The organism is Mesorhizobium sp. 113-1-2 (genome assembly GCF_016756475.1).
GTDB lineage: Bacteria > Pseudomonadota > Alphaproteobacteria > Rhizobiales > Rhizobiaceae > Mesorhizobium > Mesorhizobium loti_C.
Map to the genome: position 1 here is coordinate 5,569,833 of NZ_AP023242.1, position 11,999 is coordinate 5,581,831.

Here is an 11,999-nt window from a genome sequence, read left to right on the forward strand (position 1 = left end):
GAGAGAGGCAGTGAGGAAGCTGCTGATCTCCCGGCTAGGGGAAGTCGGCAGTTCTCACCCTGGAACCGCCGGCTTCAGCTCCGGGAATTTTTCGTCGAAACGCGCCGCCCAGCGGGTCAGCCGGCCACGGCCCTTTTCCCATTTGCCGGCGAAGCGCAGGGAGAGATAGCCGAGGCAGGCGCGCAACGCCATCTGACCGACGGTGATCTTCTTCGGCAGCTTTGGCGGGTTGGCGTTGAGTAAGTCCAGTGCCGCGGTGATCTTGGCCCATTGCCGGTCGAGCCAGGGCTGATAGACCATTTCCTCAGGCCGGGTGCGGCGCTCATAGACCATCGACAGCGCGCAATCGCAGATACCGTCGGCCAGCGCCTCCAGCACTTCCGCTTCCAGCCGCTTGTCGGGATTGCGTGGGAACAACGCGTTCTTCGAAATCCGGTTGAGGTGCTGGGTGATGGCGCGGCTGTCGTGAATCGAGCGGCCATCGTCGAGCACCAGCACCGGTATCTTTCCGAGCGGATTGGCGCCGATCAACTCGGCCGGTTTGTCCTCCGTCTTGACCGGCACCAGATCCATCGCGATCCCGGCATAGGCCGCGGCCATCCTCACCTTCGAGCTGTAGGGAGAGGTGGATGCGTAGAGCAGCTTCGGCATGGATCGGTTTCCTGTTTGCAGGCGTCCAGTGTTGACTGGACAGGCGCTTGCGATCAACCGCCAGAGCGCAGAAAAACAACAGCCAGAAACCGGTTGCGGCTTCCGCTCCAGATATCACGGACAAGCCTACAGACTGGTACGCTGGAAAATTCGAGCAAACGACAACCGCAGGCTGACGGGATTCAAACCTGCATTCGTATCGCACCAACCCCAGGCATTGCGCCGGGCCTTCGCCAACCGCGGCAAGGAGACAATTCAAAGGGCGAGCGAGGCAGCCAATCGGCGCCTCGCTTTGCTTGCCCCTCGGTCCCATCCCGATGTTCAGCCCTCCGGGCTGAACCCGCTGCCGGACTGTTTCGATCCAGTGCGTCAGAGCGTCCTTGCCGAGTCCCGGAGGACGCGCGACGCCCCAACGACCGGTCTACTTCTTGGCCGGAGCCTTCGCCTTCGCAGGCGCTGCCTTGGCCTTCGGCGCGGCGGCTTTCTTCACCGCAGGCTTGGTCGCAGCCGCTGCTGCTTTCGCGGCTGGCTTTGCTGCCGGCTTTGCCGCTGCCTTCGCGGCGGGCTTTGCCGCAGCCTTGGCGGGCGCTGCTTTCTTGGCCGCGGGTTTTGCCGCTGCCTTGGCTGCAGGCTTCTTCGCCGGTGCTGCCTTGGCCGCCGGCTTTGCCGCTGCCTTGGCGGGCGCTGCCTTCTTCACTGCGGGCTTCGCCACAGCCTTGGCCGCCGCCGGCTTCTTGGCCGGTGCTGCCTTCGCTGCGGGCTTTGCCGCCGCCTTCGCAGGCGCTGCTTTCTTCACTGCTGTTGCGGCCTTCGCCGCGACTGCTTTTGCGGGTGCTTTCTTTGCCGGTGCCTTGGATGCCGGCGCTTTAGATGACTGCTTAGCCATGTCATGCCCCTTCACGTTATGCCGATGGCCGTGAATGACCCCGGCGCGCAATGCATATCTGACTCGCGGCTCGCTAGCCAGCGAAGCAATGGTATGATTTTCTCAGCTTAAATTTTGGTTGAGATCGACACACGATCGCACTCATCACCGCAAAAATCCGCTGCTGATCTTCTGATGTGGTCGGCAATTTCACGTCGGCATTCTCGATGCGAAGCCATCATGACGCTGCGAAGATTAGCGAGCAGCTTCACGCATGATCTTCGGCCGCGAATATCACGACATGCCACCTCGTCGTGGCAATCATCTTCTGCAGGTGAAGGGTCCATGCGGATCACGAACCTGACGCGACGACCGATCTGAAGATCACCTTGTCAAGCACGCTTCCGTCGACTGCTGACATGTTGACAGAATACTCTGTGTGGCAGAGTATTCTGCACAAGAGCTACCGCTGCCGCGGTTGCCGAGCCCCGTGGCGATGGCCCAAGGCCTTGCCGCATTGGAGCCCATCGATGAGCGCCGACGACATCATCCACCAGGGCACAAGGCTCAGGATCATGGCCGTCCTGAACACGCTGGAAAGGCGCGAAGCGTTGGAATTCAGCCAGTTGAAGGCCACGATCGAAGCCACTGATGGAAATCTCGGGGCGCACATCGATACGCTCGCCAGAGCGGGCTATGTCGATGTCGAGAAGCTTTTTGTCGGGCGGCGCCCGCAGACCCGGATCAAGGCAACAACGATTGGGCGGCGGGCCTTTCGCGGCCACATCGCCTATCTTCGCAAGCTCATCGACATGGCCGAGCCCGCGCGACGCAGGAAATAGCACTGCGAACGAGCGAACGCTCTCAGGCGCTTCGTTTGGCGCAATTCCCCGGGAAAACCGCTACACACTTTTCCTGGAATTGTTTTTAGCGCGTGGCGACCACGGCAACACCGGCCCCGATCATCACGCCGCCTGCAGCGCGGTTGACCCGGCGCACGATCCTGGGCGTGCGCAACAGATTGCGGGCGCGGCCGGCGAGAACGACGTGCCCGCCGATCACCACGATCTCGACGGCCATGATCACCGCGACCAGTATGCCGAGATGCGCTGATGTGAGCGAGGCTCCGACGACGTTGGGCAGCAGCGCCACATAGAACAGCGGCATTTTCGGATTGCCGAGATTGAGCGCGACACCCGTGGCGAAGATCGTCAGCAGCCCGCGCCGCCCGGAGACGGGCTGCAGCTCCGGCACGACGGGCACGGCCGTCCAGAGCCTGATGCCCATCCAGATCAGATAGGCTGCTCCGCCGTAGCGAAGCACCGTCATCACGATTGCCATCTTGGCGGCGATGATCGACAGGCCGAAGGCTGCGAGCGTCAGGAAGATGAGGATGCCGACCACGGTGCCGGCGCCGTAGGCGATGCCCGACGCCGCGCCGCTGGAGATCGTGCGGGCGACGATCGTCATGTTGTCGGGGCCGGGGCTGGCGGCGAAGACGAAGAAGGCGGCCGCGAAGGCAAGGATGGTGGCAAGGTCCATGAAGGTTCCCGAAAGTGATGCGTTGCTCTCGGGTGCTCAGGTTAGCCGATTTGCCTGCCGGCGATAGCCCGAAAGTTCAGGACCTTCGTGACACCAGCAGTGCAGCCGCGGCGGATGCTGCGCCGAACAGGCAGGTGCCGCTCCACCCCCACGCCGAATAGGCAAGTCCCGCAAGACCAGAGCCGCAAGCGCCACCAAGAATCATCGTCGTCATGAAGATGGTGTTCAGGCGGCTGCGGGCGGCCGGATCGAGGGCATGGATGCGCGCCTGGTTGGCGACCTGCGAAGACTGCACGGCAAGATCGAGAATCAGCACAGCGACGATTATGGCCGCCAGCGATCCCTGGAACAGGCCAAGGATGGCGAAGGCGGCGACCACCAGGCCGGCGCCGATCGAGACGATGACATCGGGTCCGCGCTTGTCGGCGAAGCGGCCGGCGAGCGGAGCCGCAAGCGCGCCGGCGACGCCGACCAGCGCCATCAGGCCGACAGCCGTGGCGCCGAAATGATAGGGGGCGGCGTCAAAGGCCAGAGCGAGCGTCGACCAGAAGCCGATGAAGGCAGCGAAGATCAGTGCCTGCACGACGATCGCCTGCCGCAGGAGGCCGTGCGTGCGCAGCAGCGTCCACAGCGAGCCGAGCAGCTTGCCATAGCTCAGATCGGTGACCGGCTCGACTAGCGGCAGGCGCCAGGCGAGTGCCGCGCCGGTGGCAAGCATCAATGCGGCGGCGGCCGCGAAGACGGCCTGCCATCCCCAGATATCCGAGATGAGGCCGCTGACGGTGCGGGCAAGCAGGATGCCGACGAGAATGCCGCCGGTGACGATGCCAAGCACGCGGCCGCGCTCGTGCGGTGCCGCCAGATGCACGGCGAGCGGCACAATCTGCTGTGTCACCGTGGCGAAGAGACCAATGCCGATGCCGGCGACGACCAGCCAGGGAAAACTGGGCGCCAGTGCGGCACCAGCAAGAGCGACGACCAGTGCCGCCGTCGTCGCCAGGATGAGGGAACGCCGCTCGAGCCGGTCGCCCAGCGGCGCCAGAAACAGGATGCCAGCGACGTTGCCCAGTTGCGTCACGACGGGAAGTGCCGAGACCGCGCCGGCGGACAGAGCGAACTGATGCGCCAGCAGGCCGAGCATCGCCTGGTTGTAATAATTGTTGGCCACGGTCAGGCCCGCGGCGACCGCGAGTGTGACAAGCAGACCATTGTCGATGGCAGTGGCGCGCGTGCCGGCAGGCGCATGCATTGCCGTCACGACTGATAGCCGAGGCAGATGGCGCCGAGCGCGACGACGGCGCAGGCGCCGACCCGCCGCGGCGTCAGCGTCTCGCCGAGAAACAGCCGGCCGATGAACGCGGCGAAGACGACGCTGGTCTCGCGGATCGCGGTGATCGGACCGGCAGGCCCGAGCGCGAAGGCCGCCACCACGACGCCATAGGCCATCAGCGCGAACAGGCCGCCGCCCAGTGCCTTCCAGGTCTCCGGCGCCCGCGGGTCAACAGCGAGCCGGCCGCGGCTGGCAACGAAGGTCGCCGGCAGCAAGGCGCCATAGGCCAGCAGGACCCAGGCGGTGTAGGCACCGACATTGCCTGCCGCACGAACGCCGATCGCATCGACCGTCGCATAGGCGGCGATGATTGCTCCTGTTGCCAGCGCATAAAGGATCGATGTCGTAGCCGCTCTTCCGCGTCCGAGCGAAAGACCCATGATGCCGCCACCGACCAGAGCAACGCCGACGGTCTCCAGAACGGTGAGCTGCTGGCCGGCGAGCAGGAAGCCGCCAAGGGTGACGAGCAGAGGCACGCTGCCGCGAACGATCGGATAGACCTGCCCCAACTCGCCATATCTGTAGGCTGCCACCAGAAACACGCTGTAGCCGACCTGCAGACAGGCCGAGAGCGCGACATAGGGCCAGGCCGACGTGGCTGGAAAACCGCTGAAGATGGCCAGCGGAATGGCCAGCGCCGTGCTGGAGAAGCTCATGACGGTGACGGTCCACAGCCTGTTGGCGCCGGTGCGCAGGAAAGCGTTCCAGCTTGCGTGCAGGATCGCCGCGAACAGCGCGAGGCCGATGACCAGCGGGCTCATTGCGGCCTGCGCGAGGCGGCGATGATGTCCAGGGCGGTCTTGCGGGCTTCACGAAGGGCGGTCTCCGCCTGCCCCATCTGCGCCATCAGGGTCGCGCCTTCGATCAGCATCAACAGCGTCGCCGCCACGTTCTCGGCCCTACCGCGCGGCATCACTTCCATAAGGATCGACTGCATGCGCTGCCTCAAGCCATTCTTCTGCCTGGCGACAGCCTCGAACACCGGATGCTCGGGGTCACCGAACTCGGCCAGCGCATGGGCGAACAGACAGCCATGGAAATCCGGGCTGCGAAACCAGCGGCCATGCCAGTCGAATATCCTGGCGATTTTCTGCTCCGGCGTGATGCTCTTGCGGGCAAGCTGGTCGAGCTGGTCGTCAAAACGCCCGGCGCGATAGTCGAGCACCGCGACGATCAGCTCGTCCTTGCTGGGGAAATGCCGATACATCGTCATCTTGGCCACATCGGCCTCGGCGATGATCCGGTCGATGCCGGTGGCATGGAAGCCGGCGCGCTTGAACAGCGCATAGGCGGTTTCGACGACATGCTGGCGTTTGTCGGAAAGAGGTGACGGTGTCATGGTGAGCGCCAAGTGATGAGACAGGTCTGTCTCATACCTATGAGACGGATCTCGCCTTCTGTCAACACGACATGAAAAACGCCTGCGGCCGGTCGAGCCGCAGGCGCTAAAGGAAATCGAAAATTGGAAGGCTGCGTCTAGCGGAGAACGCGGCAGCGGCCGTTGTAGACCATCCAGCGATCAAAGCCCGAGACGCAGAATTCGACATTGTCGCCGATCGAGGCAAAGCCCTGGCCTTCCTCGATCAGGTACCAGATGGTGCGGGCGCGGCCATCGGAGAGACTGACGGTGGCGCCGCAATAGCGACGGCCGATCGGCCAGGTGTCGTTGGCCGGCAGATAGCGATGCTGGTGGATGCGCTGGAAATCGGTGATCTGCACATCCGGCAGATGCGGCACGTGATGCACCTGGTAGGAGAAGCGGCTGGTGATCTTGCTCAGCACCCAGGGCTGGCCGCAGACGCCGCCATCGTCGTCGGAATAGACGGCAAGGTCGGCCGCCTGCGCCGCTTGGGTGATACCGAGAGGCGCGGCAAGCGGGGTGCAGAGCGAAATCAGGGCGGCAAGTGCGGATTTGGCGAAGCGAGTCATGGCAGCCTCTCAAGGTCGATTACGCGCACTGTGCGGATTCGCTTGGCGCCGGTCAAGCGGTTGCGGAAACAATGGTTTCCAGAAACGATCTGGAGCGTCTACCAACGTACCTAGCGGCTACGCGTTCCTCTCCAGTATCAGTCCTCGGGAAGAAAGGCAGGGTTGAAGACGACTTCCCAGAGATGGTCATCCGGGTCCTGGAAGTAGCCGGCATAGCCACCCCAGAACGTGTTCTGCGCCGGCTTGACGAGGCGCGCGCCAGCGCCAATAGCCTGCGCCATCACGGCATCGACCTCGGCCTCGCTCGTGACATTGTGGCCGATGGTGAACTCCGTCGGGCTGCGGCCGGTCTGGGCGATGCCGGCGTCAACGGCGATGTTGGAGCGTTCGAAGATCGCGAACTTCAAGCCATTCTGCAGATCGAAGAAGGCGACGGCGCCGTGCTCGAACTCTTTGCCTATGATGCCTTCGGTCGGAAACCCCAGTCCGTCTCGGTAGAATTCGAGCGACGTTTCCAGATTGTCGACACCAAGCGTGATGACACTGATGCGAGCTTTCATTTTGGCTTCTCCTTTCTATGTTCGGGACTTGGACGGTATCGGTGACCTCGGCGCGGATGTAATTGCGAATGGCACCGAAAAGGCTTTGTGCGGGTTTGCCATGCCGGGAGCGGCACGCATTGAAGATTTCGGCCAAAATGCCGGAGGCCACTGACCGAACGGCAAGCCGGCGAGAAGACCACCAGGACGGAGCGGACTGACGAAGGCTGAAGGGATGGAAGCGGTACTGGCGCAGACCACCGGCTTTTTTCGGGAACGGCCCGCGGAGCGGCGGCTGGCTGCAGCTTTCACGTCCGTCTGGGTCCACCGCATGCGTGATCACGACGCTCCGCCTGTCGTGATAACGCCGGATGCGACGATCGACCTGCAGTGGATCGACGGTCGGTTCCGGATCGCGGGACCGGACCGGGAGCCGCAGATCGAGACACTGCCGTCAGGAGCGACGATTGTCGGATTCAGATTCCGGCCAGGGGCGGCAGCGGGTTGGCTGGGCGTGCCGGCCAACCGGATCGTCGGCGAACGTCTTGACCTCGGTGAACTCTGGGGTGCGAGCGCGTGCCATCTGTCAGGCCGCATCCAGGCAACGCCCGATCTCGCCAAGCTGGTGGGACAATTGGAGGAGGCAATCGGGGCACACACGCAAGACCACCGTGCGCCCGATGCGACCATGGGCTTTGCGTTTGACGTGATCGACCGGGGTCTGCCAGCCGACAAGCCGCTGGTGCCTTTCCTCTTGCGCTCCCTGCATATGAGCGAACGAACGCTGCGGCGGCGTTTCGAGGAAAGTTTCGGCTATGGCCCGAAGACGCTTGACCGGATCCTGCGCTTCCACCGCTTCAGGCGCCTGCGGCAGGCATCCGGCGATACCTCGACCGCGGTCTTAGCGATCGAGGCCGGCTATGCGGACCAGGCCCATCTGATACGCGAGAGCAGGCGGCTCTCCGGCATCACGCCGGCCGCGCTGGCTGCCACCGGAGTATAGAATCGGCCGAGGCAGCCGAAGCCATGCCCGCCTACTCTCCGGCCAGCCATTCCAGCGACCAGTGCGCCGGCTTTTCCACCGCGAGCAATTTGTGCAGGGCCGGCAGCACGGTTCGCAATTCGCCTTCCAGTGTGAAGGGCGGGTTGACCACCACCATGCCGCTGCCATCGAGGCTTGGCTCAGAAGAGGCCGGCCTGATCTCGAATTCTATGTCGAGGATTTTCGGGATGCCGGATTGTTTCAGCGCTTTCCTGAAGGCGATCACCGCTTTGCGGTCCTTGATCGGATACCACAGCGCATAGATGCCGCCGGGCCAGCGCTTGTGTGCCCTTATGAGCCCGTCGACGAGGCGATCGAACTCGCCCTCCTCCTCGAAGGGCGGATCAATGAGCACCAGGCCGCGCTTCTCCTTCGGTGGCAGATGCGCGCCGAGCGCCAGCCAGCCATCGAGTTCGATGATGCGGGCCTGAAAATCACCGGCAAAGAGTGTCCTCAGCTTCGCCGCATCCTTGGGATGCAGTTCGATCGCCGACAGCCGGTCCTGCTTGCGCATCAGATGCCGCGCGATCAGCGGCGAGCCCGGATATTTCTGGATGCCGCCCTCAGGATTGAGCGACCGCACCGCCTCCAGATAGGGCGCCAACAGTGCACCCACCTTGGCGTCGAACGAGGCGTCGATCAGCCTGCCGATGCCGCCCTGCCATTCGCCGGTCTTCTGCGCCTCGAGCGACGACAGATCGTAGCGGCCAATGCCGGCATGGGTGTCGACGACGCGAAACGCCTTGTCCTTCTGTTTGAGATAGTCGAGCAGCCGCGTCAGCACGACATGCTTGACGACATCGGCGAAATTTCCGGCGTGATAGGCGTGGCGGTAGTTCACTTAGGTCCCCTGCCCCAGCGCGGCGGCGGTGGCTGCGAGTTCGGATTGTCCGGTCGGCCGCCACCGGAACGCAAGGACAGCAGGAAGCCGATCAAGCCGACCGCCATCAGCGAGAAGCCGACCGGCCGCGCACGCCGGTCGGTTTCGCCGACACCGGAACGCAGGACAAGGTCGACCGCGCGTATCGGAATGTCCTCCGCATCGCCCGGACCGACAGTGAAGGTATAGGGACCGGGACTGACGGTCGCGATCACACCAGCCTCGTCGCGAAAGATCTTGTCGGGCAGTTGCGGACTGGCTTGGCGCGGATTGTCCGAATGGTTGAACTGAAGCGTCGAGGCAAGCGCCGTGCGGCCGTTGCTGGCGGCGGTCAGCGTCAGCACCGTGCGCTGCTGCGAAACGATGCGTTCCGCCCGCGCGGTGAGGTCGACCAACACCCGCACCGGCGCATCGCGGCCTGCGAGCGACACCGTCAACGGCTTGAAGCGGCCTTGCTCATAGACCCGCCAGGTGCCGATCTCGCGGCCGGAAAAATTGGTCATCGCCCATGGGTAGAGGAGGCCGATGCCGGTGCCGGCCAGCAGGATCAGGACAAACAGAAAGCGCATTCAGAGGCGTGCCTTGCAATTATTCTGCATTCGCACCGTCGCGGATGCGTTCCATCTCGTCCAGCAGCATTTTGAGGCCAAGATCGAAGGTTGTGTCGAATTCCGCCTTGCCGAAGTAGCGGCCGGCGGCGGCGATGTTGGGAAAATCACGCGCCAGTTGCTCGTCGCTGACGGTTGTGACCGCCGACGGGCCTTTGGCATAGCCTGCGGTCTCGTCGAGCAGTGCTCCGCCCAGATAATAGCCGACCGCGCGAAACAGCCTTGCTGCCATCTCTGGACTGAATCCGCCATCATTGAACAGGCCGACAATGTTGTCGATGTAGGCAAGGCAGGTGGGGGAGTTCATCCGGTAGGTGAGGAAATACGTCGCGAAGGCTGGATGCTCCCGACCGATCCGGCGATAGTCCAGCACCGCGATGCGCATCCGTTGACGCCAAGGCAGGTCGGGATCCGGCATCTTCAGCTGGCTGACCAGCCTGTCGACCATCGCCTCGAACAGATGCGCCATGGACGGAAAGTGGTGGTAGATGCTCATCGCCTCGCAACCGAGCTCGGCCGCCAGCTTGCGCGTGGAAAAGCCGGCGAACCCCTCCCGCTCGATCACCTCGAAAGCGGCGTCCTCGATCATTTCGCGCGACAGTCGCCCGCGTGCTCGCTTTTTCTTGATCGGTGAGTCCATGGCGCCGCTTGACAACTTACGCTGTAAGGTTCATTTTCCACATCACCTTACATCGTAAGGCTAACAAAGACCAGAGGAGAATGTCATGTCTGCCTATCGCATTCTTTCATCCGTGCCTTCTTCCATACGCCAGACCTGCCTGCTCGCTGCTGCCGGCTGCGCGCTGACGCTGGCCGCGGCACCTGTCCATGCCGACGACTATGATGCAACCCTCAAGGACATCCAGTCGACCATGGGCGGCGTGCCGAGCTTTGTGAAGCAGTTTCCCAAGGCCGGTCTGCCCGGTGCCTGGGCCGAGGTCAAGGCCATCGAACTCAGCGACAAGACGGCGCTGCCGCCAAAGGTCAAGTCGCTGATCTCGCTGGCGGTGGCGGCGCAGATTCCGTGCAATTACTGCATCTGGTCGGACACGCAGGACGCCAAGCGCGCCGGCGCCACCGACGAGGAAATCCAGGAAGCCGTGGCGATGGCCGCGCTGACCCGCCACTGGAGCACCATCTTCAACGGCATGCAGGTCGATTTCGACACATTCAAGAAGGAAATGGGCGGTCAGTGATGCCTGGTATGGCTCCCTCTGGCCATCGGCATGACCCGTCGACGGCGGGTCATGCCTAATCAAAGCACCGCATGCCGTCAGCACCAATGACGACTTCGCGATCTTCCAGGTTTGGTCATTTTGCACCGGCCAGATTGACTGTCGCATAGGCATTGCCAACGCCTGGGATTTCGCGCAACGCTCGCGCCGAAACGATTTCGAATGGCGCGTGAGCCGATATCCCATGGCGAATAGCACGGTGCTGATCACCGGAGCCCGAGCACCGGTGGCGCTGCATCTGGCGCGCCTGCTTCACGGCGCCGGGCGGCGGGTTATCCTGGCCGACAGCCCGGCCCGCCCTATCGCCGCGGCGAGCAACGCATGTGCGCTCTATCACCGCTTGCCGCCGCCGCGATTTGCCGGGCGCGCCTATGGCGAAGCCGTGGAGGCACTGGTCCGCGGCGAAGGTATCGAGTTGGTCATCCCGACTTGCGAAGAGATCTTCTATCTCGGCCAGCTCTGGCGCGACCGCGCCATGCCTGCGCGACTGTTCGCGCCCGACATGGCGCTGCTGGCGCAGGTGCATGACAAGCACGCCTTCACGCAGCTGACCGAAAGCCTCGGCCTCGCCGTGCCGGAAACAATGCTGCTGCAGAGCAAGGAGGATCTGCAGGCGGTGCGCAGCCGATCGCGCGAACTGGTGTTCAAGCCGGTGTGGTCGCGTTTTGCCAGCCATGTCCTGCTGCGCCCATCACCGGAAAAACTCGATGCCATTGAGCCGTCACCGGCAATGCCGTGGGTGGCGCAGCGCTTTGTCACCGGCGACGAGATCAGCGCCTACGCGGTGGCATTAAATGGCAAGCTCAAGGCACTGGGGCTCTATCGTTCGCTCTACCGCGCCGGCAAGGGCGCCGGCATCTGCTTCGAGTTGGTGGAAGACCCCGCCGCCCGCCGCTTCGTCGAGACCTTCGTCGCCGGCACCGGCTGGACCGGCCAGATATCCTTCGACCTGATGCGCGAAAAGGGTGGCCGGGTGCAGCCCTTGGAGTGCAATCCGCGTGCCGTGAGCGGCTTGCACTTCTTCCGGGATCCCCGGCGTTTCACTGAGGCCATGCTTGAGGATGGCCGCGAAGTGAAACCGGACGTCTCCACGCCGCAGACAGTGCGGCTGGCGATGTGGATCTACGGATTGCCGGCGGCCTTACGATTCCTGCGGATCGCGCGCTTCAGTCAGGCGATGCGCGCAGCCGACGAACTGCTCGACTGGCCCGGCGACCCCGCGCCGAAACGGGCGCAATGGCGCGCTCTGGCCGAGATCGCCGGCACGTCACTGCGCCAGCACATCAGCCTGCAGCAGGCGTCGACGCGCGACATCGAATGGAACGGACCACTTCAGGACTGATCCTCGTCGAATCGATAAATGGACCTATCCCGTCGT

The 11,999-nt window shown here is 63.7% G+C and carries 15 protein-coding genes; 4 read left to right on the plus strand and 11 right to left on the minus strand.

What is annotated here, in order from left to right; translation table 11 throughout:
* Positions 1–54: 54 nt before the first annotated feature.
* Positions 55–651, minus strand: coding sequence for a glutathione S-transferase family protein (locus JN279_RS27255; protein ID WP_202350710.1), 597 nt, complete (start codon positions 649–651; stop codon positions 55–57).
* 421 nt (positions 652–1,072) lie between these two features.
* Positions 1,073–1,447 carry a hypothetical protein gene (locus tag JN279_RS27260; RefSeq protein WP_202350711.1) on the minus strand — a complete coding sequence of 125 codons (375 nt, stop codon included), beginning with the start codon at positions 1,445–1,447 and terminating at the stop codon, positions 1,073–1,075.
* Between the two features lie 599 nt (positions 1,448–2,046).
* On the opposite strand from JN279_RS27260, the gene JN279_RS27265 reads away from it, so the two are divergent.
* Positions 2,047–2,358, plus strand: a complete 312-nt coding sequence (locus tag JN279_RS27265) for a transcriptional regulator (protein ID WP_202350712.1) — start codon at positions 2,047–2,049, stop codon at positions 2,356–2,358.
* Positions 2,359–2,443: 85 nt separating this feature from the next.
* Here the strand turns inward: JN279_RS27265 and JN279_RS27270 are convergent, their stop codons facing one another.
* The 6 genes from JN279_RS27270 to JN279_RS27295 all read right to left on the minus strand — a co-directional run bounded on the left by JN279_RS27270 (position 2,444) and on the right by JN279_RS27295 (position 6,877).
* Positions 2,444–3,058, minus strand: a complete 615-nt coding sequence (locus JN279_RS27270; RefSeq protein ID WP_202350713.1) for a LysE family translocator — start codon at positions 3,056–3,058, stop codon at positions 2,444–2,446.
* Positions 3,059–3,134: 76 nt separating this feature from the next.
* Complete coding sequence (locus JN279_RS27275) at positions 3,135–4,307, minus strand: MFS transporter (RefSeq protein ID WP_244734764.1); 1,173 nt, start codon at positions 4,305–4,307, stop codon at positions 3,135–3,137.
* 5 nt (positions 4,308–4,312) lie between these two features.
* Positions 4,313–5,149: a DMT family transporter gene (locus tag JN279_RS27280; RefSeq protein ID WP_202350714.1), complete on the minus strand. Its 837-nt coding sequence runs from the start codon at positions 5,147–5,149 to the stop codon at positions 4,313–4,315.
* Entirely contained in the window at positions 5,146–5,727 is a 582-nt protein-coding gene (locus tag JN279_RS27285; protein ID WP_202350715.1) for a TetR/AcrR family transcriptional regulator, read from the minus strand. Before JN279_RS27285 ends, JN279_RS27280 begins: the two co-directional genes overlap by 4 nt.
* Positions 5,728–5,864: 137 nt before the next feature.
* Positions 5,865–6,317 carry a hypothetical protein gene (locus tag JN279_RS27290; RefSeq protein ID WP_202350716.1) on the minus strand — a complete coding sequence of 151 codons (453 nt, stop codon included), beginning with the start codon at positions 6,315–6,317 and terminating at the stop codon, positions 5,865–5,867.
* A gap of 137 nt (positions 6,318–6,454) precedes the next feature.
* Positions 6,455–6,877 (minus strand): VOC family protein, encoded by a 423-nt coding sequence (locus JN279_RS27295; protein WP_202350717.1) that lies wholly within the window; start codon positions 6,875–6,877, stop codon positions 6,455–6,457.
* A gap of 214 nt (positions 6,878–7,091) precedes the next feature.
* Between JN279_RS27295 and JN279_RS27300 the strand changes: the two genes are divergently transcribed.
* The gene (locus JN279_RS27300; RefSeq protein WP_202350718.1) at positions 7,092–7,859 is read left to right on the plus strand and encodes an AraC family transcriptional regulator; all 768 of its coding nucleotides are present in this window, start codon (positions 7,092–7,094) and stop codon (positions 7,857–7,859) included.
* 31 nt (positions 7,860–7,890) lie between these two features.
* Here the strand turns inward: JN279_RS27300 and JN279_RS27305 are convergent, their stop codons facing one another.
* From JN279_RS27305 to JN279_RS27315, 3 genes are read right to left on the minus strand one after another with little or no spacing between them, the layout of a single operon-like run.
* Complete coding sequence (locus JN279_RS27305; RefSeq protein ID WP_202350719.1) at positions 7,891–8,739, minus strand: 23S rRNA (adenine(2030)-N(6))-methyltransferase RlmJ; 849 nt, start codon at positions 8,737–8,739, stop codon at positions 7,891–7,893.
* On the minus strand, positions 8,736–9,347 hold the full coding sequence (locus JN279_RS27310; RefSeq protein WP_202350720.1) for a hypothetical protein: 612 nt from the start codon (positions 9,345–9,347) through the stop codon (positions 8,736–8,738). Before JN279_RS27310 ends, JN279_RS27305 begins: the two co-directional genes overlap by 4 nt.
* Positions 9,348–9,366: 19 nt before the next feature.
* The gene (locus JN279_RS27315; protein WP_202350721.1) at positions 9,367–10,026 is read right to left on the minus strand and encodes a TetR/AcrR family transcriptional regulator; all 660 of its coding nucleotides are present in this window, start codon (positions 10,024–10,026) and stop codon (positions 9,367–9,369) included.
* Positions 10,027–10,111: 85 nt separating this feature from the next.
* On the opposite strand from JN279_RS27315, the gene JN279_RS27320 reads away from it, so the two are divergent.
* Both JN279_RS27320 and JN279_RS27325 read left to right on the plus strand, forming a co-directional pair.
* Complete coding sequence (locus tag JN279_RS27320; protein WP_095202506.1) at positions 10,112–10,582, plus strand: carboxymuconolactone decarboxylase family protein; 471 nt, start codon at positions 10,112–10,114, stop codon at positions 10,580–10,582.
* 223 nt (positions 10,583–10,805) lie between these two features.
* The gene (locus JN279_RS27325; RefSeq protein ID WP_202350722.1) at positions 10,806–11,963 is read left to right on the plus strand and encodes a hypothetical protein; all 1,158 of its coding nucleotides are present in this window, start codon (positions 10,806–10,808) and stop codon (positions 11,961–11,963) included.
* Positions 11,964–11,999: the final 36 nt, after the last annotated feature.

Bases quoted from the DNA above. Each gene is read 5' to 3' on its own strand.
- JN279_RS27255 (WP_202350710.1), bottom strand. From the start codon at position 651: ATGCCGAAGCTGCTCTACGCATCCACCTCTCCCTACAGCTCGAAGGTG.
- JN279_RS27295 (WP_202350717.1), bottom strand. From the start codon at position 6,877: ATGAAAGCTCGCATCAGTGTCATCACGCTTGGTGTCGACAATCTGGAA.
- JN279_RS27270 (WP_202350713.1), bottom strand. From the start codon at position 3,058: ATGGACCTTGCCACCATCCTTGCCTTCGCGGCCGCCTTCTTCGTCTTC.
- JN279_RS27325 (WP_202350722.1), top strand. From the start codon at position 10,806: ATGGCGAATAGCACGGTGCTGATCACCGGAGCCCGAGCACCGGTGGCG.
- JN279_RS27300 (WP_202350718.1), top strand. From the start codon at position 7,092: ATGGAAGCGGTACTGGCGCAGACCACCGGCTTTTTTCGGGAACGGCCC.
- JN279_RS27315 (WP_202350721.1), bottom strand. From the start codon at position 10,026: ATGGACTCACCGATCAAGAAAAAGCGAGCACGCGGGCGACTGTCGCGC.
- JN279_RS27310 (WP_202350720.1), bottom strand. From the start codon at position 9,347: ATGCGCTTTCTGTTTGTCCTGATCCTGCTGGCCGGCACCGGCATCGGC.
- JN279_RS27280 (WP_202350714.1), bottom strand. From the start codon at position 5,149: ATGAGCCCGCTGGTCATCGGCCTCGCGCTGTTCGCGGCGATCCTGCAC.
- JN279_RS27265 (WP_202350712.1), top strand. From the start codon at position 2,047: ATGAGCGCCGACGACATCATCCACCAGGGCACAAGGCTCAGGATCATG.
- JN279_RS27285 (WP_202350715.1), bottom strand. From the start codon at position 5,727: ATGACACCGTCACCTCTTTCCGACAAACGCCAGCATGTCGTCGAAACC.
- JN279_RS27275 (WP_244734764.1), bottom strand. From the start codon at position 4,307: ATGCATGCGCCTGCCGGCACGCGCGCCACTGCCATCGACAATGGTCTG.
- JN279_RS27320 (WP_095202506.1), top strand. From the start codon at position 10,112: ATGTCTGCCTATCGCATTCTTTCATCCGTGCCTTCTTCCATACGCCAG.
- JN279_RS27290 (WP_202350716.1), bottom strand. From the start codon at position 6,317: ATGACTCGCTTCGCCAAATCCGCACTTGCCGCCCTGATTTCGCTCTGC.